At 48.9% G+C, this 21,808-nt stretch carries 23 protein-coding genes; 13 read left to right on the top strand and 10 right to left on the bottom strand.

The window, feature by feature from the left end; translation table 11 throughout:
• Positions 1-137: 137 nt before the first annotated feature.
• From DUW71_RS14105 to hemF, 4 genes are all read right to left on the bottom strand, one after another.
• Positions 138-2,366 carry a glycosyl hydrolase family 18 protein gene (locus tag DUW71_RS14105; RefSeq protein ID WP_119395910.1) on the bottom strand — a complete coding sequence of 743 codons (2,229 nt, stop codon included), beginning with the start codon at positions 2,364-2,366 and terminating at the stop codon, positions 138-140.
• Positions 2,367-2,526: 160 nt separating this feature from the next.
• Positions 2,527-4,254: a glycosyl hydrolase family 18 protein gene (locus tag DUW71_RS14100; RefSeq protein WP_119395909.1), complete on the bottom strand. Its 1,728-nt coding sequence runs from the start codon at positions 4,252-4,254 to the stop codon at positions 2,527-2,529.
• A 130-nt stretch (positions 4,255-4,384) separates the two neighbouring features.
• Positions 4,385-5,188 (bottom strand): shikimate dehydrogenase, encoded by an 804-nt coding sequence (aroE, locus tag DUW71_RS14095; protein ID WP_119395908.1) that lies wholly within the window; start codon positions 5,186-5,188, stop codon positions 4,385-4,387.
• 3 nt (positions 5,189-5,191) lie between these two features.
• A complete protein-coding gene (gene hemF, locus DUW71_RS14090) occupies positions 5,192-6,103 on the bottom strand; it encodes an oxygen-dependent coproporphyrinogen oxidase (protein ID WP_267896671.1) in 912 nt (303 codons plus the stop codon).
• A gap of 177 nt (positions 6,104-6,280) precedes the next feature.
• On the opposite strand from hemF, the gene DUW71_RS17600 reads away from it, so the two are divergent.
• The 5 genes from DUW71_RS17600 to DUW71_RS14070 all read left to right on the top strand — a co-directional run bounded on the left by DUW71_RS17600 (position 6,281) and on the right by DUW71_RS14070 (position 9,367).
• Entirely contained in the window at positions 6,281-6,424 is a 144-nt protein-coding gene (locus DUW71_RS17600; protein WP_158584127.1) for a hypothetical protein, read from the top strand.
• A gap of 9 nt (positions 6,425-6,433) precedes the next feature.
• Positions 6,434-6,793, top strand: coding sequence for a GntR family transcriptional regulator (locus DUW71_RS14085; RefSeq protein ID WP_119395907.1), 360 nt, complete (start codon positions 6,434-6,436; stop codon positions 6,791-6,793).
• Position 6,794: 1 nt separating this feature from the next.
• Positions 6,795-7,643 carry an ABC transporter ATP-binding protein gene (locus DUW71_RS14080; RefSeq protein ID WP_158584125.1) on the top strand — a complete coding sequence of 283 codons (849 nt, stop codon included), beginning with the start codon at positions 6,795-6,797 and terminating at the stop codon, positions 7,641-7,643.
• Positions 7,640-8,527, top strand: a complete 888-nt coding sequence (locus DUW71_RS14075; RefSeq protein WP_119395905.1) for a hypothetical protein — start codon at positions 7,640-7,642, stop codon at positions 8,525-8,527. The genes DUW71_RS14080 and DUW71_RS14075 overlap by 4 nt, the downstream gene beginning before the upstream one ends.
• Positions 8,528-8,866: 339 nt before the next feature.
• Positions 8,867-9,367, top strand: coding sequence for a fasciclin domain-containing protein (locus DUW71_RS14070; RefSeq protein WP_119395904.1), 501 nt, complete (start codon positions 8,867-8,869; stop codon positions 9,365-9,367).
• Positions 9,368-9,369: 2 nt separating this feature from the next.
• Here the strand turns inward: DUW71_RS14070 and dprA are convergent, their stop codons facing one another.
• Together dprA and DUW71_RS14060 are read right to left on the bottom strand one after the other, a co-directional pair.
• Positions 9,370-10,410, bottom strand: coding sequence for a DNA-processing protein DprA (gene dprA, locus DUW71_RS14065; protein ID WP_119395903.1), 1,041 nt, complete (start codon positions 10,408-10,410; stop codon positions 9,370-9,372).
• A gap of 76 nt (positions 10,411-10,486) precedes the next feature.
• Positions 10,487-11,560 carry a LysM peptidoglycan-binding domain-containing protein gene (locus DUW71_RS14060; protein WP_158584123.1) on the bottom strand — a complete coding sequence of 358 codons (1,074 nt, stop codon included), beginning with the start codon at positions 11,558-11,560 and terminating at the stop codon, positions 10,487-10,489.
• Positions 11,561-11,667: 107 nt separating this feature from the next.
• On the opposite strand from DUW71_RS14060, the gene def reads away from it, so the two are divergent.
• From def to DUW71_RS14035, 5 genes are read left to right on the top strand one after another with little or no spacing between them, the layout of a single operon-like run.
• Positions 11,668-12,180 carry a peptide deformylase gene (gene def, locus DUW71_RS14055; RefSeq protein ID WP_119395901.1) on the top strand — a complete coding sequence of 171 codons (513 nt, stop codon included), beginning with the start codon at positions 11,668-11,670 and terminating at the stop codon, positions 12,178-12,180.
• Positions 12,177-13,124 (top strand): methionyl-tRNA formyltransferase, encoded by a 948-nt coding sequence (gene fmt / locus DUW71_RS14050; protein WP_119395900.1) that lies wholly within the window; start codon positions 12,177-12,179, stop codon positions 13,122-13,124. Before def ends, fmt begins: the two co-directional genes overlap by 4 nt.
• Positions 13,121-14,401 carry a 16S rRNA (cytosine(967)-C(5))-methyltransferase RsmB gene (gene rsmB / locus DUW71_RS14045; protein WP_119395899.1) on the top strand — a complete coding sequence of 427 codons (1,281 nt, stop codon included), beginning with the start codon at positions 13,121-13,123 and terminating at the stop codon, positions 14,399-14,401. Before fmt ends, rsmB begins: the two co-directional genes overlap by 4 nt.
• A gap of 20 nt (positions 14,402-14,421) precedes the next feature.
• The gene (gene trkA, locus DUW71_RS14040) at positions 14,422-15,804 is read left to right on the top strand and encodes a Trk system potassium transporter TrkA (RefSeq protein ID WP_119395898.1); all 1,383 of its coding nucleotides are present in this window, start codon (positions 14,422-14,424) and stop codon (positions 15,802-15,804) included.
• A gap of 7 nt (positions 15,805-15,811) precedes the next feature.
• Complete coding sequence (locus DUW71_RS14035; protein ID WP_119395897.1) at positions 15,812-17,263, top strand: TrkH family potassium uptake protein; 1,452 nt, start codon at positions 15,812-15,814, stop codon at positions 17,261-17,263.
• A gap of 1 nt (position 17,264) precedes the next feature.
• Here the strand turns inward: DUW71_RS14035 and DUW71_RS14030 are convergent, their stop codons facing one another.
• A complete protein-coding gene (locus DUW71_RS14030) occupies positions 17,265-17,984 on the bottom strand; it encodes a CPBP family intramembrane glutamic endopeptidase (protein ID WP_119395896.1) in 720 nt (239 codons plus the stop codon).
• A 165-nt stretch (positions 17,985-18,149) separates the two neighbouring features.
• On the opposite strand from DUW71_RS14030, the gene DUW71_RS14025 reads away from it, so the two are divergent.
• The gene (locus DUW71_RS14025; protein WP_119395895.1) at positions 18,150-18,641 is read left to right on the top strand and encodes a dihydrofolate reductase; all 492 of its coding nucleotides are present in this window, start codon (positions 18,150-18,152) and stop codon (positions 18,639-18,641) included.
• Here the strand turns inward: DUW71_RS14025 and DUW71_RS14020 are convergent.
• Positions 18,638-18,979, bottom strand: a complete 342-nt coding sequence (locus tag DUW71_RS14020) for a hypothetical protein (RefSeq protein WP_158584121.1) — start codon at positions 18,977-18,979, stop codon at positions 18,638-18,640. The genes DUW71_RS14025 and DUW71_RS14020 overlap by 4 nt on opposite strands.
• Before the next feature lie 108 nt (positions 18,980-19,087).
• On the opposite strand from DUW71_RS14020, the gene DUW71_RS14015 reads away from it, so the two are divergent.
• Positions 19,088-19,936, top strand: a complete 849-nt coding sequence (locus DUW71_RS14015) for a helix-turn-helix transcriptional regulator (RefSeq protein WP_119395893.1) — start codon at positions 19,088-19,090, stop codon at positions 19,934-19,936.
• A gap of 12 nt (positions 19,937-19,948) precedes the next feature.
• Positions 19,949-20,404, top strand: coding sequence for a hypothetical protein (locus DUW71_RS14010; protein ID WP_119395892.1), 456 nt, complete (start codon positions 19,949-19,951; stop codon positions 20,402-20,404).
• Here the strand turns inward: DUW71_RS14010 and DUW71_RS14005 are convergent.
• On the bottom strand, positions 20,396-20,854 hold the full coding sequence (locus DUW71_RS14005) for a chemotaxis protein CheW (RefSeq protein ID WP_119395891.1): 459 nt from the start codon (positions 20,852-20,854) through the stop codon (positions 20,396-20,398). The two genes, DUW71_RS14010 and DUW71_RS14005, sit on opposite strands and share 9 nt — an antisense overlap.
• The gene (locus tag DUW71_RS14000) at positions 20,851-21,807 is read right to left on the bottom strand and encodes a chemotaxis protein CheB (RefSeq protein ID WP_119395890.1); all 957 of its coding nucleotides are present in this window, start codon (positions 21,805-21,807) and stop codon (positions 20,851-20,853) included. Before DUW71_RS14000 ends, DUW71_RS14005 begins: the two co-directional genes overlap by 4 nt.
• Position 21,808: the final 1 nt, after the last annotated feature.

Raw genomic sequence — 21,808 nt, 5'->3', positions numbered from 1 at the left:
TGAATGTTTGCAATTACAAACTGCCCATTTAGAGAGCTTTTTGTTGTGATTTTGGTCACAGCTGAGGTTTTCTAACGGTAATAAAGCTTCAATAAAAAAGCCCACCTGATTTCGGTGGGCTTTCAACATAGCTCTGCTTATGGGTTTAACACAGAATCAATCACAGTTAACAATGAACGGTCGTCTTCAACGTCTTGCGACAACTCCCAGAACATCACACCAGCGGCACGTTGCTTCGCCAGCTCTGCTTTTTGCTTCATGGTTACCCGGCCATTGTAATAACAACCTTGGTGCGCATCGGCATCTGGGTCGGCACCGTTAGCCAGTAGCTGCTCATACGAAATGGCTTGGTTGTTACCACGGCAGTAGAACGGCACACCTAGAATCACTTTATCTGCCGGTGCTCCGCGCTGGTTGATCCAATAATCCAACGACGCCTGCGCTACGCCCATATCTGAGTGCTTATTATCGCCACTCCACGGCCAGTTATCGTCGTAAGCCATTAAGTTGAAGTAATCAACAAGCTCAAATACACGCGCGTCAACATACTGGCCATTAAAACCGCGTGAAATCACAGCGGTAGATAAGCCTTTGCCTTGCGGCTCTAGCATGGCATCCAACTCTTGCATCAACTGCAAGTACAGGGCTTTTTCGGTGTTATTGTTTGGCCACTCCCAATCGATGTCGATACCGTCTAGGTTGTAGGTATCAATTGCCGTTTGAATTTCCCCCTTGAAGCGTTCTAGCAATTGAGGATTTTGGGTAATTGTTGACCAGTCGGCGTCGTTACCACCGCCATCACCAATGGTCCAGCCGCCAATGGCTAACCAGATTTCGGTGTCTTTCCCAACTGCTGCATCACTAAGAGCTTGCAAGTTTTGCGGCGCTTCAATTTTCAACGAGCCATCGGCATCTGGCAATGCGAAGCTGTAGTTGATGTGCGTTAGCTTATCCCACTGAATGGCATTTAAGTTAAACGCCCAGCTTGGCTGGTAAGCAATGACAGGTGTTTTTGCTGTTTGCGCTGGTTGCACTTCTACAGTTAAACGATCAGTTACCGTATACCCTGGGCAGCCCTTTTCAGGATGTCCAATATACTTTGATATATAAATATCGGCAGCGCCAACACCATCTACATAATAGGTTTCACCCACTCGTGATACGGTTGTATCACCATATGTTTCAACTCTAATTGTCGATATATCACGACCCTGATTGTAGATAAAGTCATTGACTGAGTACCCTGGCGCGACCGGATCGGTTATTTTGATATATTCCTCAATTGGCGCAGCGATTGGAATTGGCAAACAAGTTGGCGTTGTTGTAATCACAGGCTCAACTGAGACATTAATAAATACTCTCTGCACTGAGTATGAATCCGAATACTCACCACCACGGCACGCATCAAACTTGAATCGCTGAGTTACCGTTACGGTGCCATTCGTTGAGTTGAGTACGACCTCATCACCGTCTAGGAAGGCGTCACCCTGCACTTTCACACTTGCCAAGTCGACATTGCCTAACAGCTCAGTTACTTTAATCCGCTTCACGGCACCACTTGTGAGTGTTTCGTTGCGATATGTATCCAGAGGCGTAGGCACAGCAAGCGGCGGGCATGATACAACCGGTGTAGTACTGCAGCTAACCTGGGTCCAGAACCATCCTTCTCGTGGCGTTTCCCAAGCACCTGGGTTGTTTTTCGCTTCCCAGCACTGTCCTTGGTACGCATACACATCGCCTGTTTCAGGATCGGTACTACCTAAAATGAACTCCGGCATACTCGGCATTGTTGGTAGCTGTGTTATGGCCAGCGTTACCACAGCCTCAGTAACCGGGCATTGGGTACCTGGGTAGATGTAGCTATAGGTGAACTTCGCGCCATTCATATCTGTGGTTAAACGCATGGTTCCAGTACCAGAGGCAATCACTTCACTGCTGCCATCTGGGTAGGTTACCGATACGCCAGCAGAAGGGTTACTGCCAGTACCAAAAAACTCCTGTACTGGGAGCTCTAGGTAAGGCGCAAACATATCCGCTGCAATCGTTTTAGTGTCGTACCTGGTATCTGGAACATTGACGCCGCCACATAATGAAGTTGGCGTAGGTGTAACCACTGGAGTAGCGGTAACCGTGCTACCAACTAGCGTCCAAGCGTCCGTCCAAGCAAAGCCAACGCCAGGTTCATAAGCCGATAAGCCGCACCAACCATTGTATGGAAAAGGTTTGCATTCATAGCGAGCGTCTTGGTTTTCAACCACTTCGCCGCCTTGGTAGTTGTAATCTTGCTGCCAGGGCTGCGCCAAGGTTGCACTAATGGAAGCAACCCCGGTGAGCAGTATGACTGAAAGTTTATTAAGTGCCTTCATATTTACCCTATTTGTTTTTATTAATGGGAAATATCAGTGAACTACAAAAAAGGGAACGTTTCCAACAATGAACAGAGTTAGAGTTGTTAGAAAAATTGACTCACATAAAAAAAGCCCCAGTAACGGCTGAGGCTTTCTAACACTCTAAGAGTTACTTGGCTCAGCAGCTGCCTAGGCGCTGCCAAGCTTGACCGGTTGGATCACCCGTATTGGTCCACCACTTGGCTTGATACAGGCCACCGTTAAAGCTTACTTGATCACCATTGTTGTACACCTTGCCTGCTTCGAAAGCTGGTGCACCACACTCACCAGGCGCCGGCGTTGGGGCAGGCGTTGGGGCTGCAACGCCACTTACCACGTTGTGGATAGCCGTTAGCAGTGAGCGATCATCTTCAACGTCTTGAGATAGCTCCCAGAACATGATGCCACCCGTGCGCTCAACCGCAAGCTGAGCTTTGGCCTTCATGGTTTCAGTACCGTTGAAGTAACAGCCTTGGAAGGCGTCAGACTTTGGATCGGCGCCAGCCGCCAATAACTGCTCATAAGAGATTGATTTATCATTACCACGACAGTAGAACGGCACACCCAGCACAGCTTTCTCAGCTGGCACACCACGCTGATCTACCCAGTAAGAAATCGACGCTTGCGCAACGCCCATATCTGAGTGCTTGTTGTCACCACTCCATGGCCAGTTGTCGTCATAGGCCATTAGGTTGAAGTAATCCACCAACTCAAATACTTGCGCATCCACGTACTGGCCATTGGCACCACGCGATACCACAGCAGTAGATAAGCCTTTGCCTTGCGGCTCAAGCATGGCATCTAGCTCTTGCATCAACTGTAGGTACAAGGCTTTTTCGGTGTTGTTGTTTGGCCACTCCCAGTCGATGTCGATACCGTCTAGGTTGTAGGTATCAATCGCTGCTTGGATTTCACCTTTAAAGCGTTCTAGCAATTGCGGGTTGCTAGTAATGGTTGACCAGTCGGCGTCGTTACCACCGCCGTCACCAATGGTCCAGCCGCCAATAGCTAGCCAAATTTCAACGTCTTTGCCTACTGCTGCATCAACTAGTGCTTGCAGGTTTTGTGGCTGTTCAATTTTCATTGAGCCATCTGCATCTGGCAGAGCAAAGCTGTAGTTAATGTGTGTCAGCTTATCCCACTGAATGGCATTTAGATCAAACGCCCAGCTTGGCTGATATGCAATCACCGGGAAGCGGTTCGCCGCTGGTGGCTCAGTTGGTGTTGCAGTTGGCGTCGCCGTTGGTGTCGCCGTTGGTGTCGCCGTTGGTGTTGCAGTTGGTGTTGCGGTTGGCGTCGCCGTTGGTGTCGCCGTTGGTGTTGCAGTTGGTGTTGCGGTTGGAGTTTCGACCGGCGTTGGTTCCGGCGTAATCATGACAACTTTTGATTCAATCGTTACACGCTCTACAACGTGTTGACCAACTACTTTACCGTCACAGTCTAGTACTGGCTTCACCAACTCTATGACTGAATTGCCACTACCAATCACAGCAGTTGGACCATCATCAGGATAAAGCTGTGCTTCTGGATCTAGCGTCGCACTGCCTGTAGCTTGGTAATATTCGAGCGCTGCAAGGGGCGACTGGAAAATATCGGCCAGTAGTACCTGCTGGAACGAAGGCATTGAGTTGCTATAACTCACGCTCGTTTCAATTGTTGGTACTAGCGTTGGCAAAGCACAAATCGGAGGTACTGCGGTAGGCGTGACCGTATTAGTGACAGTTGGAGTAACCGTATTGGTTACTGTTGGGGTAATAGTAGAAGATGGCTGAGGTGTCGTGATCACGACTTGATTACCATCTACCTGAACATTACATCCAGCTGCGACTGCAGCAACAGCTGTAACAATCGAGAGTTTACGAAGCATGTTGTCCTCTTTATTCTTTTTTACTTGTGAGTACAGCATGCATTAGTGTTTGCAATGAGTCTGCGACAGGGTCGGCAGGTTTATTGTGAGGCTAAAATTGCCCTGCCTACCCGGTCACAACTTGAAGTTTCTAACGAAGATCAGCTCGAACTTGCTCGGTTTCAGGGCGAACACCACGCCATAACTGAAACGCCTCGGCAGCTTGTTCAACCAGCATACCAAGGCCGTCAATCGTTTTAGCACCCTGCTCAGCCGCCCATGCATTAAAGACAGTTGGTTTATCGCCATACATCATGTCGTAGCAGGTCGCACCTGCAGCCAAAATGTTCGGATCTTCGACTGGGCAAAAACCAGATAAACTGGCTGACGTGCCATTGATCACAACATCAAACGCTTCGTTTAATTCGCTAATCGCCGAGGCAGCTACACTACCCAAATCAGCAAAATCATTGGCTAAATCTTCTGCTTTGCTTACCGTGCGGTTAGCAATGACTACCTTAGCTGGGTTCTCGGCCAATAATGGCTGCAATACGCCACGCACCGCACCACCTGCACCAATCACCAAAATCTTTTTATCTGCCAGCTCAACTTTATGAAACTTCAAATCAGCAACCAAGCCCAGGCCATCTGTGTTATCACCACGCAAGCGACCATCTGCAAGCTTGATTAAGGTATTCACCGCACCACAGCGCTCGGCGCGAGGGCTCAGTTCATCAACCAAAGCAAATGCCTGTTCTTTAAATGGCACGGTGACGTTAGCGCCCTTAAAGTTTAAGTCTTCAAAACAAGCCCGCGCACTCTCCATAAAGCCTTCTAGTGGTAGCTCCATAGCGACATAACTTAGATCCTGATCGGTTTGTTTAGCAAACTGCGCATGGATTTTTGGCGACTTTGAATGTTTAACTGGATGACCAAATACTGCATAGCGATCCACAACTTACTCCTTCACCCACTCGCGTACGGTTAAATAATGTTCCATCAATTTTGCTTCTTCTGAGCCCGGCTCTGGCTCACGGCCATATTGCCATTGCACCAGTGGCGGCAAGCTCATCAGAATCGATTCGGTACGGCCACCAGACTGCAAACCAAAAATAGTGCCGCGGTCTTGTACCAAGTTAAATTCAACATAGCGGCCACGTCGATATAACTGCCAGTCACGCTGTGCTTCGGTATATTGCATAGCACGGCGTTTTTGCACAATCGGCAAATAAGCAGCCAAATAGCTATCACCTACCGAGCGCATCATGGCAAAAGAGTCATCAAACCCTAGGCGGTGAAAATCATCGAAGAACAAACCACCTACACCGCGTGGTTCCTGGCGATGATTCAAATAAAAGTATTTATCGCACCACTCTTTTAGCTCTTTGTATAAGCCTGTACCAAAAGGCTCAACCGCCGCTTTCGCCGTTTGATGCCAGTGTTCACAGTCTTCATCAAAACCATAATAAGGCGTTAGGTCATAACCACCACCAAACCACCATACCGGCTCTTCACCTTCTTTCTCGGCAACAAACATACGTACATTGGCGTGGCTCGTTGGCACGAGTGGATTCTTCGGATGAATCACCAGCGACACACCCACCGCCTGCCAGGTTCGACCGGCTAACTCAGGCCGATTAGCACTAGCGCTAGGCGGCAGTTTGTCGCCCATCACATGCGAAAAGCCAACGCCACCTTTTTCAAACACCGCACCATTTTCAATGATACGGGTACGACCACCACCGCCAGCTGGGCGCTGCCACTCGTCGGTAATAAATTTTGCCTGGCCATCTTCGTTCTCTAGCCCTTGGCAAATATTGTCTTGCAGACCCATTAGGTACTGCTTTACCGCAGCAAAATCAAAGCTCACAGCAACTCCCGCATCAAAAAATCATCTAGCGCAAGTGTACCCGAATCAATGATTGGCGGCGACTGACCAGAAGAAAATGAAGCGAAACTGAATAAAACTTAATCATTTATCTGGCGTTCTACATAACTAGTGTTACAGTTCACCAACACACCAAGTCACCCAATAGAGGAAAAGACGATGGAAGCCAATCAATCTATTAACCAATCAGAGTTGTTAACCAATGTTGCACTGCCATTGATTCCAGCGGTGGCGATTTTGTTAATGGGTAAATTGGTCGGCGTCGACTTTGGCATTGGGGCTTGGTTTAGCACCCTAATTTAAGGAGGCGCTATGCAACCAAATTGGCAAGAAGGCACGCCCATCTATCTGCAGATTCGTGATGACGTGATTCGCAGAATTTTAGATGGCGACCTCAAAGAAGGTGATGCGCTGCCCTCGGTTCGGCAAGTAGCCAGCGCATGGCAATTAAACCCATTAACCATTTCCAAGGCTTATCAACTTTTGGTTGAAGCACAGTTGGTAGAAAAACAGCGAGGCAAAGGCATGTTCGTGATTCCAGGTGCACAAGATCAACTATTAAACGAAGAGCGCCAGCGCTTTTTAACTCAAGAATGGCCGGCGATTGTTAAGCAGATAAAACGCCTTGGTCTAGACACCAATGAGCTCTTGGCAAAAGTTAAGGAGGACTGAAATGTATATTCAAGCCACCAATGTGGTCAAAGCCTACGACCAACAGCAAGTATTGCACAACGTTGATTTAACGCTTGATGCTGGCCAGGTATTGGGACTTGTTGGCCCAAACGGAGCAGGCAAATCAACCCTGTTACAGGCCATTTTAGGTTTGACCAATTACCAAGGCGACATTCAGGTACTAGGCAAAAATCCAAGCCGAGAGCGTGAAAAAATGCTCGAACACGTGGCATACATTGCAGATATCGCGGTGTTGCCACGTTGGATGCGCGTCGCTGATTCCCTAGTATTGATGCAACAGCTACACCCTAGGTTTGATGTCAGCGTTGCCACAGAACTCCTAAGCCGTACAGATATAAAACACAAGGCAAAGGTCAAAGCGCTATCTAAGGGCATGAAGGCCCAGCTGCACCTCGCGCTAATTATGGCCATTGATGCCAAAGTATTAATATTAGATGAGCCAACGCTTGGTTTAGATATTACTACGCGAAAGCGCTTCTTAAGTGACCTAATGGCACATTGTTACGGCGAAGACAAAGCCATCATCATCACCACCCATCAAATAGATGAAGTGGAGCAAGTGCTCACCCATGTAGCCTTCATTAAGCAAGGCAAAATCATCAACCATAACCCAATGGATGAGATCGCTGATCGCTATCAACAGCTAACGGTAAGTGATTCAGTGGCTGGTGAGCTTGAACAATTTAATCCCATCGCACGCGAGAGTTTTATGGGCCGCACAACACTGATGTTCGATGGTGTCAGTCGCACAGAACTGTCTGCTTTTGGTCACCCTCAGCAAGCCAAACTAAGCGATATTTTTGTTGCGCTAATGGAGGATGCCGCATGAAAACGCTAATCACCTTAATGAAACGCGAGTACATGGAGCATAAGGTCAGCACCTTTTGGTTTCCGGTCGTTTTTTCGGTCATCGCATTTGTAAGCTTTGCCATTCTAGCGATCTATGGCGTGGCCTCTGGCAGCGGTGAAATAAGCTTTGGCGAAGAGCTTGCAGACGGCACATTTATTGGCGCCAACGCTGTCATATCCGTGGTCTGCCATGTTATGGCAGCCTTAGCGTTTATGACGGTTATCCTGGTACAGAGCGCTTACTTTTTGGGCTCTCTATACGACGACCGTAAAGATCAATCGATCATCTTTTGGCGTTCATTACCGGTGGCAGAGTGGCAAACCATTACCAGTAAGTTCTTATATGGCAGCCTCGTCTTACCGCTATTCTATTTTGCCAGCGCAGTAGTGGTAGCCATCGCTTCGCTGATTTTAGGCGCCATTTTGATGGGCGACAAAGTAGATGGCTTATTAACCTTTGCCTGGATCATTGAACCAATCAAGGTGCTCGTGGCAATTGTGCCAATTGCCATCTGGTTGATGCCGGTTTGGATCTATCTGATGTGTGCCTCCGCTTTGGCAAAACGCCTACCAATCATTTATGCGGCAGCCCCCTTCGTTGTGCTAAGCATTATTTGGGGCATCAGCCACGCGATGAACATTAACCTTGGCATTGCAACATTTTTCGACAGCGTCATTAGCTATCTTGGCCGGTTCTTTCTTGAGCAGTTTGAAATGGGTAGTGGCGATGATTTAGAAGTAGTCGCCTTTCCTGCACTGCATTGGCAATTTTTGCTGAACTGGCAACAGCTGGTTGGCTCACTTGTGGCTACTGGCCTAGCATTTTCAGCTTTGAAATTACGCCAGCGCAGCGAAACCGTTTAGTTTAAATGCAGCGTTCAACTTAGGAGTCCAACACCCTAGCTTCGCAGCAGTTTACACCCGCCACGTGCGGGTGCTTTTTTTCTAGAAGCCCCTATGGTTACCTACTGGTAATCTTCCGAAAAATATACGCAACAAGCCGATTACAAGAAACATTACCTACTCATAAGAAAAAATAATTCAACCCATTTTGATCCAACCAAATACATCGGCGTATGTACTGTGGCTAGCAAGACGGCTTTATCGCCATCAACACGTGTTAACTATACAGGGAGCAATAGCTCCTATTTAAAAGCAAGAATTAGAGTACACACTCACAAGAGCTATATAGAGGAACACATCATGAAAGCATTATTTGGCAAGCTGGCTGCTATGCTAGCATTAACCCTAGCGGCAACTTTTTCTATGGCACACGACCATGGAATGAAAGGTAAAAATATTGTTGAAACAGCAGTTGAAGCAGGCAGTTTTTCAACGCTTGTAGCAGCCGTTCAAGCTGCAGGGTTGGTAGACACGCTAGCCAACACCAAGGGCTTAACCGTTTTTGCCCCAACAGATGAAGCCTTCGCTAAACTCCCTGCAGGCACTGTAGAGTCTCTGTTAGAGCCGGAAAATCGTGACCAATTAGTTGCAATCCTGACTTACCATGTTGTACCAAGCAAAATCACTTCAGACATGCTTGAGCGTGGCGCGAATACAGCACCAACCGTGCAAGGCGATTCAGTAGTTGTAACGCTAGATGATAGTGGCGCGACTATTAATGGTGCCAATATTACAGCGACAGATATTATGGCCTCAAACGGCGTTATCCACGTGATCGACACTGTAATTCTTCCAGAATAATATCATCTAATATGATAACCACCGGGCGCATGAACAATGCGCCCGGATAATTCTAGAGATAATAAAATATTAGACAGTTCATTTAGCGGAATATTTAAACAAATAGCTAATTTATTTTCCGTCATTGGCATCGCCGCAATAGCATTCACAACCCGAGCTTCTATTTCGTTTAATGACGTCACTGCGTCAACTCTCATTTTCGCTGGAATATCCAAATCTTCTACTGTTGTCACCATTTCTGCACCTTGCTTTAGCAGTGCTAAACAGCCAGCACTAGCCGGCGCATAAACCCCGCCTGGCACCGCATAGACTTCGCGTCCTAAATCTAAAGCAATTTCGGCTGTAATTAATGAGCCAGACTTAACCGCGGCTTCCACCACCAAGAGTTTTTTGCTCAGAGCAGCTATGATTCGGTTGCGAGCAGGAAAATGCCAAGGTTGCGGTGATTCGCCCAACAAAGCCTCAGATACAACTAAGCCACCGTTTTCAACTATTTGCTGATACAACCCCTTATTGCGAGCCGGGTAGGGTTTATCAATGCCATTACCAAGCACGGCAATTGTGTTTGACACTTCGCCCTGATGTGCCGCGGCGTCGATGCCAAGCGCTAATCCGCTGGTTACCACCCAGTCTGTTTCAGCCACACTTTTTGCTAATGATTCGGTAAACCTAAGGCCAGCCGGGGTAGCTCGGCGACTGCCAACAATGGCTAGCTGATCCGACTGCAGCAGGTCAACATTACCGCGGCACAACAGCCAAGCTGGTGGATCATAGAGATGACCAAGTCGTTCGGGCCAAGCCTTATGACCAGGGAAAATCACGGTAATGGCGAGCGCTTTTAGTTTCTGTTGCAGCGCCGAGACATCTTGGTGAAGCTGATGAACCTGCAGGCGTTCACTTGCTTGCGGAAAAAACGGCTGCAATGCATCGACGGGGTGAGCGAGCAAGTTACTAATAGAGCCAAAGTGTTTGATTGCACGCCCTAACAGGCGGCGACTAATTCCCTGTTGCATCCATTGCAGTACAACCAATTGCTCATCCATGAGACCTCCTAAACTAGCAAAAAAAAACCCACTGCGTTGGCAGTGGGTTTAGTTTAGTCAACAATCTCAAATGTGCTTAACGCGGGTCGCTTACAGCATCACCCAGTTTGATTGGAGATTCTGCTTCCATGATGATCATGTAGCTTAGCTTTTCAAAGGTTCGGAAAATCATGCCGGTGCCAGCCGCTTCACCTGGCAAGCGCATTTTGTCGCCAGTGCGTGGATCGCGTACTTCTGCCCCTCGTCGCCAAAGTTGCATAACGTTACCTGGCTCAAGGCCATCGGCTTCGCCTCGGTTAATCATAATGACATCAAATTGACCGGCGTACTCAACGCCATTTGGCACATGCACCACGCGACCTTCAATACGACTAACCGGTGCTGAAGGGAAAAATACTGGCTGCAAGCGCTCTGGCGGTAAGGCCAACAAACGATCATCTGGACCAATATTTTCAAACGAACGCTGAATATCAAAGGTACCAATAGGGCCTTGCACGCGCTCTAGTGAAGCTTCGCCTAGTGCAACGGCTTCAAAGCCGAGCACTTCACCAGTTTCAACATCCACAATTACCCTACCAGGACGGAACACTTCGTAGGTCGGGTTATCGTTGTCCCACAGACCTCGGGCGTACATGCGATCGCCCTCACCGAGCAAAGATCGACCTTCATCACCTGAGATCACATAACCAGCGCGCGCCATAATGCCGGGATCGATAATGCGGTTGCCCTTCAAAAACGCCTGGATCTTTTGGCGCTCAATAGAAGGAATAGCGTTTTCAATCGGCTCAACACGAACCGATGGCTGCAATTGCACCGTACCATCATCACTACCTTGCCCTGGGCGCAGGCGTATTGTATTGCCTGCTTCACCACGGCGAATGGTGGTAATGCGTTGTTGGCCTTCAATCCACACGAGCGCTAGCTCATCACCTGGGTAGATCAGGTGCGGATTTTCAATTTGTTGGTTAAGCGCCCATATTTCTGGCCACTGCCAAGGATTTTCGAGAAACATTCCCGAGATATCCCACAGTGTATCGCCTTTCACTACCACGTAGCGTTCTGGCGCATCTGGACTAAGGCGAACAGTGTCCGCCATGGCAACTGAGGCAACAAATACTGCTGCCAGCAACATTTTTATACGTATAAACATGCTGAGCATCCTCGTCACGCATGAATGTCTGGTCAAGGTTCCGTATAATTGCAGCCTAGACACAGTTAACGCAACCCCGCTAGTAAAAAGCGGTAGGAGAATTAAAAGTGGCCAAACTCGAGATACTAGAATTTCCTGATCCCCGTTTACGAACTGTCGCAAAGCCTGTCGAAAAAGTCGATGACCGAATTCGCAAGCTGACCGAAGACATGTTGGAAACCATGTACGAGTCGGATGGCGTAGGTCTGGCAGCGACACAGGTTAATGTACACGAAAGAGTGATCGTCATCGACGTTTCTGAGACACGCGATCAGCCTTTAGTGTTAATTAACCCAGAGTTTGAAGAAATTGGCGAGAAAATTAAATGGCAAGAGGGTTGCCTTTCTGTTCCTACATTCTATGAAGAAGTCGATCGAGTCGACCGGATTAAGCTAAAAGCGTTAAACGCTGATGGCGAAGAATACGAGATGGAATGCGACGGTTTGCTAGCCGTTTGTGTGCAGCACGAGTGTGATCACCTAGCGGGCAAGCTATTTGTTGATTATTTGTCGGGTTTGAAGCGCAATCGCATTAAGAGCAAGATGGAAAAAATGCACCGAGCACAGAAACGCCAAGCATGAGTTCACCATTAAATGTTATATTCGCCGGTGCACCTGAGTTCGCAGCCGGCCACCTACAAGCCTTGTTGGATGCCAATATCAATGTGGTAGCTGTGTATACCCAACCCGACCGACCAGCTGGGCGAGGCAAAAAGCTCACCCCAACACCGGTAAAGGCGTTAGCGGCAGCGCATGATATTCCTGTACATCAGCCAACATCGCTAAAGGGTGAAGATGAGCTAGCAACCCTCAAGCAATACCAAGCCGATATAATGGTTGTTGTGGCCTACGGATTACTGTTGCCGCAAAGCGTGCTCGATGCATTCCCCAAGGGATGCATTAATGTACACGCCTCGCTACTGCCTCGTTGGCGTGGTGCCGCACCAATTCAGCGCTGTATTGAAGCAGGTGATACCGAAACAGGCGTGGGCATCATGCAAATGGAGGCAGGGCTAGACACCGGCCCTGTGCTACGAGAGGTGCGCTTCGAAATTGGTGAGCAAGAAACCGGTGGTGAACTACACGACCGTTTGCTAGCCAGCGGCAAAACCGCACTTATTGCTGCCTTAAGCGATATCGCCGATGGCAAAGCGGTCGCCACGGCGCAGTCTAGCGAGGGTGTAACCTATGCGCATAAGCTAGATAAAGCCGCCGCCAAGTTAGATTTCACCCGCCCCGCGACAGCACTGAGCAACCAAGTAAGAGCTTTCAACCCTTGGCCAGTCTGCCATACTAACCTAGGTGACAAAGTACTAAGGGTTTGGCAAGCCAGCGTGGTGACCTGTGAGCAGGTGGGTGAGCCTGGTGATATCGTACAACTCAACAAAACACAGGCAATTGTGCAATGCGGCGAGGGCCATCTAGCGCTTGAAGTTGTTCAGCTGCCAGGCAAAAAAGCTATGCCCGTTCGTGACCTACTCAACAGCAATAATGCACCGCTAGCACTAGGAATGAAGTTTTCATGACCAACGTAAGGGCCGCTGCGGCCAAAAGTATCGCGCAAGTAATTGGTGAAGGCCGTTCGCTTTCAGATATCGCCGGACAAGCAAATTATTTGGGTGATCAAAAACCGTTTTGGCAGGCCCTGACCTATGGTGCGCTACGTCAATACTGGCAATCCGAGATGTTATTGCGCAAGCTTTGCACTCGCCCCATTCACCGTGATGATGTGCTACTAAAAGCGGTGTTAATGGTAGGTTTGTACCAGATGCGCGACGAGCAAACAGCGTCGCACGCTGCCATCCATGAAACCGTTGAAGCAGCGCACGAGCTCAACCTGAAAAAGGGTGCAGGCTTAGTAAACGCTGTGCTGCGCCGCTTTCAGCGCGAAGGCGAAGCAATAATGAAAAAGCTTGGCGGCCACCCACAATGGCAAGCGAGCTGCCCAGATTGGTTAGGCAATGCCATTCGCCAAGCCTGGGGTAAAGAGGCGCGCTTTGTTTTTGCCGCACAGCAAGCACAAGCGCCTATGACCATCCGCGTTGATTTAAGCCGTGTCAGCCGCGATGACTATTTGGCGATGCTTGACGATAACGGCATCGGTGCGCAAGCCAGCGACATAGCAGAAAGCGCTATTACGCTTGACCATCCAGTGCCAGTAACCGCCTTACCAAACTTTGAACAAGGCTGGGCTTCGGTACAAGACGCTGCTGCGCAACGCTGTGCTGCAGCACTGCAAGTTGACGGAAAGCGCACATTAGATGCTTGTGCAGCCCCCGGTGGCAAAACACTGCACCTATTAGAAAGTGGTGCTAGTGAAGTACTTGCGCTCGATATCGATGATCAGCGCCTAGAGCGCGTGCAACAAAACTTGGATCGTTGCCAACGCACAGCAGAGCTGGTTGCTGCGCCGGCAGAAAAGCTAAATATCTGGTGGGACAACAAGCCATTCGACCGAATCTTACTCGACGCACCTTGCTCAGGTACTGGGGTCATCCGCCGCCATCCTGATATTACGGTATTGCGCCGTGAAGAAGACATTGAGCAACTGGTGGCAACGCAAGCAAAGTTATTACAGCAGTTGTGGCAGACACTCGCCCCCGGCGGTATGATGCTTTATGCCACCTGTTCCATACTACCAGCTGAAAACAGCGAACAAGTGGGCAAGTTCATCGCCGAACACCCTGATGCCAAGTTAGTGCCTCTGGACTTTGCAATGCCTGTCGAGTTTGGTTATCAACAGCTACCAAGCATTGATGGGCCAGATGGCTTCTATTACGCGCTGATTCAAAAAAGCAGTTAACCAACTACAAGGAAGGCGACATGAAGATCGTCATTTTAGGGGCCGGCCAAGTCGGCAGTAACCTTGCCGCCGAGCTCGCGGGTGAGGCGAATGACATTACCCTTGTTGATACTGATGAGCACAGGTTACGCGAACTGCAAGATCGCATTGATATCAGCACGACCGCTGGTCGTGCTTCGCTACCCTCTGTATTGCAACAGGCAGGTGTAGATGAAGCAGATATGATCATTGCGGTAACCAACTCTGACGAAGTGAACATGGTCGCCTGCCAAATTGCCTACACGCTGTACCGCACGCCAACTAAAATCGCCCGCATTCGCACACCCAACTTGCAGCGCTACCAAAACGAGCTCTTTGTTGGTGACAACCGCGCTTTTCCAATTGATGTGGTGATTAGCCCTGAAGCGCTCGTTACCGATTATATCAATCGACTCATTATGACCCCTGGCGCGTTGCAAGTACTCGACTTCGCCGAAGGGCAGGTGCAAATGGTTGGTGTGCGCGTATCTGCCGGTTCCATGCTTGTTGGCACTGAAATTCGCTATCTGCGCTCTTTCATCCCTAACATTGATACGCGTGTGGTTGCTGTATACCGTAAAAACCGCGCCATTACACCGCATGCTGATACGGTAATCGAAGAAGATGACGAAGTCTTCCTTATTGCTGATCGCAAAGATCTACGCGTTATTCTCAACGAATTGCGCAGGCAAGAACCGCCATACAAGCGTATTCTGATCGCAGGTGGCGGCAATATTGGCTATCGCCTAGCCTCTACGCTAGAGCGGCGTCACTCAGTGAAAGTGATTGAGCACAATGAAGACCGGGCAAACTTGTTGGCCGAGTCATTGTCGCGGGTACTGGTACTACAAGGCGACTCTTCTGACCAAGAGCTCCTGATTGCCGAAAACGTTGAAGATATCGATGTGTTCATTGCCGTCACCAACGATGACGAAGCCAACATTATGTCATCATTGCTCGCCAAACGCCTTGGCGCGCGCAAAGTGATGACCCTGATCAACAACCCAGCTTACGTTGATTTGGTGCAGGGTGGGGAAATTGATATTGCCATTTCGCCTAGCCAAGCAACGCTAGGTAGCCTGCTGACCCACGTTCGCCGTGGCGATATCGTTAACGTGCACTCGCTGCGCCGCGGGGCGGCCGAGGCCATTGAAGCCATTGCCCATGGCGACAAGCGCTCATCGAAAGTTGTGGGTCGCCGCTTAGACGAAATTGATTTACCTAGTGGCACAACCATTGGCGCCATTGTCCGGGACAATCAGGTACTCATTGCCCATGACGACTTAGTGGTCGAAACTGATGACCATGTCATTCTATTCGTAATTAACAAACGTCGCCTGCGCGATGTAGAACGCCTTTTCCAAGTTGGCCTAACATTCTTCTGAGGTAATCATGCACGGGCGTTCCATCCTTCGCATCTTTGGCATTCTGCTGATGGTTTTTTCCATTAGCAACCTACCACCGTTGGCTGTGTCGATCATTTTGGTTGATGGCCAAGAGGCGGTCTGGGTGGAAGCATTAGCGATAACACTATTCCTAGGCTTTGTGCTCTGGATGCCTGTGCGCACCTATCGTGGCGAGCTGCGAACCCGAGATGGTTTTGTGATTACAACCCTATTCTGGCTGGTTCTGGGCGCTGCTGGGGCATTGCCTTTTTACTTATCCAATGCCGTTGAGTTAGGCATTACCGATTCGTTTTTTGAAAGTTTCTCTGGATTAACGACCACTGGGGCAACAGTAATTTCTGGTCTCGATTCGCTGCCTGCTTCAATTCTTTGGTATCGCCAGCAGCTACAGTGGTTAGGCGGACTCGGGATCGTTGTTCTGGCTGTGGCAATTTTACCAATGCTTGGCATTGGTGGCATGCAGTTATACCGAACCGAAACGCCTGGACCAGTAAAAGATTCCAAAATCACCCCTCGTATTGCGGGTACAGCAAAAGCCCTCTGGCTGATCTATGTGGTCTTTACCGCTGCCTGTGCGCTCGCGTACTGGCTGGCTGGTATGACCCCATTCAATGCCATTTTGCACGCTTTTTCTACGGTTGCCATTGGCGGCTTTTCCCCACACGACGCCTCACTTGGTCATTACGATAGTGTCGCAATTGAGCTGATTGCCGTCGTGTTTATGCTGCTGGCCGCAGCCAACTTCGCCCTGCACTTTTCATTGTGGCGCAATCGCTCGGTAAAACACTATTTTCGAGATCCAGAATATCGCTTTTTTCTCGGCTCCATCGTCTTCGTAGTGTCGATTACGGTTTTGTTTTTATTATTAGAAAGCACCTACGAATCACCATGGCAGGCGCTTCGCTATGGGTTGTTTACCGCCGTGGCTAACCATACCACCACAGGTTTTGGAGTAACCGACTTTACTGCTTGGCCACATATGCTGCCTTACTTGCTAATACTGGCTGCGTTTATTGGCGGCTGTGCAGGCTCAACCGCTGGCGGCATGAAGGCCATGCGCATCTTGTTGTTATGGAAACAAGGCACGCGGGAGATTAAAAAGCTTATTCACCCAAATGGTATTTTTCGCATCAAAGTAGGCGGCAGGCCACTAAACGAAAACGTGGTGAACTCTGTGTGGGGCTTTTTTGCCGTTTATGTGGTGGTATTTGCTTCGGTGTTTTTTGTTCTACTAACACTTGGCATCGACTTTGAAACGACGTGGTCGGTTACCTCGTCGGCATTAAACAACCTAGGCCCAGCCTTAGGCGATGCCAGCAGCAACTGGGCCAGCCTTAACTCTGCGGCAAAATGGTTACTTTGTTTAGCCATGCTACTGGGGCGTTTAGAGATTTTCACCCTGCTGGTATTGTTCTCACCCTATTTTTGGCGCAGCTAGCTTACTGCGCTTCAATAAACAACAACCCAAGCGCCGGCAAAAAGTTATTGACCATGTGAATGTATATTGGCGCTCGTAAACTACCCGTTAGCTCACGCGCATAGCTAAGCAACATCGATAGGGTAAAGATAAAGCCCAACTGTACCCAGCCATACTGGGCACCATGCAACAACGCAAAAATAATCGAAATAATCACAGCAGAGCCCACAAACCTAAGCTTGGTATAGCGCCACGCTTGATGTAGATAGCCGCGAAAGAACAACTCCTCATAAATAGGCGCCAGCACGGCTAAGCCAATTAGCAGGAAGTAGCTGCGAGAGCCTGCCGCACCGTGTAGGAATGCATCATTATCTAGTGCTAACCAGTTAACAATGATCAACTGGCCGATTAAGTAGGCCACATAAAGCCCAGCCAACCAAAACCCGTTTTTGGCACTAACCGGAGCAAATGCCAAAAAGTAGTTCATCGACATATTAGGCAAACGATACATGGCCACGAGCGTAAAGCTGATAAACACAATGGCTTGCAATAAAATCAACCATGCTAGGCCAGTTGCCGAGTTAAGCATTGCATTCGTAGCCTGCTGGGCGAGTTCCGCTGACAAGCCCCCCACCCACATTTGCCAAAGGGTGTAGAGTGATGAGTAAACCAACCCAACCAGTAAAAATAACAGTATAAAACCCGCTAACCAGCCGAGCGTGCGTTTATAAAACGGATACAAAGAACTACCTCATTGTTTGTAGAGCTCAACACAATGCACTTCACTTACCAGTGTTGGCATTCTCGGAACTCGTTATGCTACTCACCCATTATTGACCCAGCAGGTGAGTGGCGCCTGAATCTTCCGTATACTTTACGCAGGAACGCACAATAAGGGTATGCATCTATGCAGATTGCAATGATATGGGCAATGGCAAACAACGGCGTTATCGGCAAAGGTAATCAGTTGCCATGGCACCTACCGGAAGACTTACAGCATTTTAAAGCTAAAACAACGGGTAAGCCGGTAATCATGGGGCGCAAAACATTTGAATCGATTGGCCGACCTCTGCCAAATCGGGAAAACATCGTCATCACCCGCGACCCACATTGGCACCATGAGGGTGTGGAAGTCTTTCATGACACGCAATCAGCCGTCAGTTACGCCAACTCGTTATTAACTGGCGCTGGCGAAATTATTGTCATGGGGGGTGGGCAAATCTATCAGGCCCTATTACCACTAGCAAACCGGCTTTACATTACCAAAGTTGATGTCGACATTGACGGCGATGCTTATGCGCCCGAAGTCGACTGGGCGCAATGGACAGAGATAGAGAACGAAACGCACACCAGTAAAAACGGCATGCGCTATCGTATTTGTGAATATAAACGGAGCTAGATCTGGATGGCACTGGTCATCACCAGTGCCATTAGTGTAATGCTTACAACCGCCACAACAAACGACCACCAAAACGCTAACTGGTCATACCAGCGTCGGCGAATGGCTAACCATATACATACAACAAGACAATTGGCTAACCAAGCCTGCCAGCCGTGGTTTAATAGCTGCTGTACAAGATTCAACTGTTCAGCACTTTGCAGCAGTTGATAGATACCAACAAAAATAGAGCCACTAAGTAGCTGCATTAGTACGATGGCTGCTAAGCCAACACGCTTAAGTAGGGTTGCTTGAGAGGATTGTACATCCATGTCGTTGCTCTGCCGTAACTTGCTCATGGTTAGAGTAGTTTTTTTACTTTTCGATGGCGTACAAATATGCCAAAGGGGCAAAATGTGCGATAGGATGCATATCTGGCGGCTAAACGTAACAAGGCAGCGTTGATTGTGAGTGTGGATATTTGCCAAAAAGGTAGTGGAACCGAGGAACTGATTATCGATTGCGATGACTTGCCTCCACTCATTGAACAAGGCATCTTGCAAGTTGGCAAAGCACGCGCCCAGGTCGGATACCGTATGTATCGCCGCCAGCCAAAGTTCCACATGATATTATTCACCAACTCGGGTGAAGGTCGGTTAACCTGTACTCAGGGTGAGATTTGCTTACAAACCGACAGCATGGTGTTTATTCCTGCAGGGTTAGAAAACGAGTTTATTGTCAGCCAGGCGCCTTGGCACTTTAGTTGGTTAATGCTTACTCCAGAAGCACACTGGAAGAGCATTCATCGTACAACAGCTTGGCACCAGCCTACCCGCTACACGAATCTAGTCGACCACGCCGTTGAAGGCATATATCAAACGGCAAAACATGTTGATGATCGCAAACTATTACGCCTAATTGCGAAACAACTCACTCATATTTGCGACCTATCACTGCAAACTGAGCATGCTATTCCAGCGGCGCAACTAAGGCTTCAACGTTTATTCGACTATGTTGATCAACGCCTAGAGCAAAACTGGAACCTTGAGCGCATGGCCGAACAGGTTCACTATTCTGTGCCACACTTAGTTAGGCAATGCAGGCAATGGCTACAAATTAGCCCTAATAAAAAGTTGATTCAGCTGCGAATGGGTCGGGCTTGTAGTTTACTCACCACGACCAACACACCCATTTCGCAAATTGCCTTAGCGGTGGGATATGATGAGCCGGCAAATTTTTCGGCTGCATTTAAGCTTCACACAGGGTTAACGCCAAGTAGCTATCGTAGTCGTCACCATCAGTCGTTACCAAACTAATTAGGAGTTATTGTGCGTTGGTTTCCCGTTTTGTTATTGCTCACTGCTCACCTGCAAGCGGCCGATTTAATTGGTGGCTGGACCTGCTACGGCGTATATCCACTAGAAGACGGCTCAGAGATGACGCTCATTACCAATGAAAACTTTTTACCCGATCAACACCATAGCTTTGGCGAAGTGCAATTTAACCTGGCTCGTTATGAAGTAGCGCTAGAAAACAATATATTGCTGACCAACAGCTGGCAGAAAGAAGGCGACACCCTTGAGGTAACGATAGAGCGTAGCTTCATACTTGGCGATGCCGAGCCTAGATTTGAGCAACTCGCCAATCTTGAAGGCAGATTCCAACCAGGAACAACATTTCGCTACACCATTACACGCCTAGATCGTAAGCACCTAGATTTATCGCTGAACGGTAGCGAGGCTACCGTTGCTTGTGATCGTAAACGCCAAATTATTCTAGATTAACTGCTGCTCAATCCAATCAAGGTCTGGAATCACCACAGCACCATACTCGCTATCAGCCCATTGTGCATCGCCTGCCTCAACAGCCCTATCTAGCGTCTGTAGAGACTCTGGATTAACCTTTAGTTGGCGAGGAATACCTTGAATCACCATCGCCCAAAAACCCGACTCGAACGACTCGTTAACGCGGTTAAAAACGGCGATTCGAGTATTGATGTTGGCACTTGGAAGGCCTCGCCCTTGCAGTTTTTCATAACTAATCAATGGGATGTTAATGCCACGCCACGGGATACTACCCAAACGCCAGGCTTGACCGGATTCATCACGCAACAATGGGGACTGATAGGGAATAATCTCCGCAATGGTCGTGTTGGGTACCATAACAATGCGCCCAGCGACCGGCATTAGAAGTGTTGATAGCGCTTCTTCTTGCGTTTTTTTCTGCAGGGTCATGTTCGACCTCTCCTCGCGATAATAGTTTGCACCAAGTGGTTAGCAAGCTGGCTAGGTGTGCCGCGAAAGTCGACCACACCAGCATCGGAAACCGCATCAGGCATAGACGGCTGCTCAGCACTTTCTGAGCTCTGCGCCCATACCTTACCACCCACTTGTTGAATAAATTTAGCGCCTTCAACGCCATCGTTGTCCATGCCAGAAAAAATAATCGCAACAGACTTGGCACCGAACTGCTGAGCAAACAGCTGTAAAAATTGATTAAAATTTGGCGAATAAGGGCCCGACCACGGCACGTCCATCGTTTTCATGCGCCAGTCCGGTTCAAACATCAACATGCCTTCAACCGGCAGTACGTGCACTCTTGAAGCATGTAATTCAGTATCCGCCTCAATTAACACGCCTTCTAGCTTGCTGTTGCTAACGGCAGCAGGCAGGCTTTGCCAGCAAGGCGCATCAATATGCTGGCCATATAAGAATGCCACCGGCAAATTGGCTGGCAAAGCGTTGAAGAATTCCGCCACCGCTCGCGGTCCGCCTGCCGAGGCGGCAACAGCAACAACAAGCTCAATATCGTCTGGCGCCTTGGCCTGCATGGCAGCAGGAATTGCCAGTGTCACCGCCGTATGACTGCGACTAGCCGAAACAGTTAGGCCCATCGCCGCAAAGCGCTCTTTCAACCTCCGGGTTAATCGCAACGCTTCGACAGAATCTGGACTAGGCACCTGCTCATCACAAAACAGCACATCTGGCAGTTCGAACAATGCATCGGGTAGATTATCCGAGTCATTGGCGTCCACTAACCACAACGTAACGGCCTCATTGCTCAGCACTTCGTGCTGCAGAAATGCAAGATCGTAAACTTCCACCTGCCAGCCGAACCCAGCCAATAAGTTGCGATAAAAATGTCGCTTTAATGGCGTATCAGCAATCACTGCAGCGCGAGTGCCCATA

The sequence above is a fragment of the Salinibius halmophilus genome (assembly GCF_003577475.1).
In the GTDB taxonomy this organism is placed as follows: domain Bacteria; phylum Pseudomonadota; class Gammaproteobacteria; order Pseudomonadales; family Natronospirillaceae; genus Salinibius; species Salinibius halmophilus.
The sequence above is the reverse complement of the archived record's forward strand: the minus strand, read 5'-3'. Positions and strand labels throughout refer to the sequence as shown.

Bases quoted from the DNA above. Each gene is read 5' to 3' on its own strand.
- DUW71_RS14105 (WP_119395910.1), bottom strand. From the start codon at position 2,366: ATGAAGGCACTTAATAAACTTTCAGTCATACTGCTCACCGGGGTTGCT.
- DUW71_RS14100 (WP_119395909.1), bottom strand. From the start codon at position 4,254: ATGCTTCGTAAACTCTCGATTGTTACAGCTGTTGCTGCAGTCGCAGCT.
- DUW71_RS17600 (WP_158584127.1), top strand. From the start codon at position 6,281: ATGGAAGCCAATCAATCTATTAACCAATCAGAGTTGTTAACCAATGTT.
- DUW71_RS14085 (WP_119395907.1), top strand. From the start codon at position 6,434: ATGCAACCAAATTGGCAAGAAGGCACGCCCATCTATCTGCAGATTCGT.
- DUW71_RS14080 (WP_158584125.1), top strand. From the start codon at position 6,795: ATGTATATTCAAGCCACCAATGTGGTCAAAGCCTACGACCAACAGCAA.
- DUW71_RS14075 (WP_119395905.1), top strand. From the start codon at position 7,640: ATGAAAACGCTAATCACCTTAATGAAACGCGAGTACATGGAGCATAAG.
- DUW71_RS14070 (WP_119395904.1), top strand. From the start codon at position 8,867: ATGAAAGCATTATTTGGCAAGCTGGCTGCTATGCTAGCATTAACCCTA.
- dprA (WP_119395903.1), bottom strand. From the start codon at position 10,410: ATGGATGAGCAATTGGTTGTACTGCAATGGATGCAACAGGGAATTAGT.
- DUW71_RS14060 (WP_158584123.1), bottom strand. From the start codon at position 11,560: ATGTTTATACGTATAAAAATGTTGCTGGCAGCAGTATTTGTTGCCTCA.
- fmt (WP_119395900.1), top strand. From the start codon at position 12,177: ATGAGTTCACCATTAAATGTTATATTCGCCGGTGCACCTGAGTTCGCA.
- rsmB (WP_119395899.1), top strand. From the start codon at position 13,121: ATGACCAACGTAAGGGCCGCTGCGGCCAAAAGTATCGCGCAAGTAATT.
- trkA (WP_119395898.1), top strand. From the start codon at position 14,422: ATGAAGATCGTCATTTTAGGGGCCGGCCAAGTCGGCAGTAACCTTGCC.
- DUW71_RS14035 (WP_119395897.1), top strand. From the start codon at position 15,812: ATGCACGGGCGTTCCATCCTTCGCATCTTTGGCATTCTGCTGATGGTT.
- DUW71_RS14025 (WP_119395895.1), top strand. From the start codon at position 18,150: ATGCAGATTGCAATGATATGGGCAATGGCAAACAACGGCGTTATCGGC.
- DUW71_RS14020 (WP_158584121.1), bottom strand. From the start codon at position 18,979: ATGAGCAAGTTACGGCAGAGCAACGACATGGATGTACAATCCTCTCAA.
- DUW71_RS14005 (WP_119395891.1), bottom strand. From the start codon at position 20,854: ATGACCCTGCAGAAAAAAACGCAAGAAGAAGCGCTATCAACACTTCTA.
- DUW71_RS14000 (WP_119395890.1), bottom strand. From the start codon at position 21,807: ATGGGCACTCGCGCTGCAGTGATTGCTGATACGCCATTAAAGCGACAT.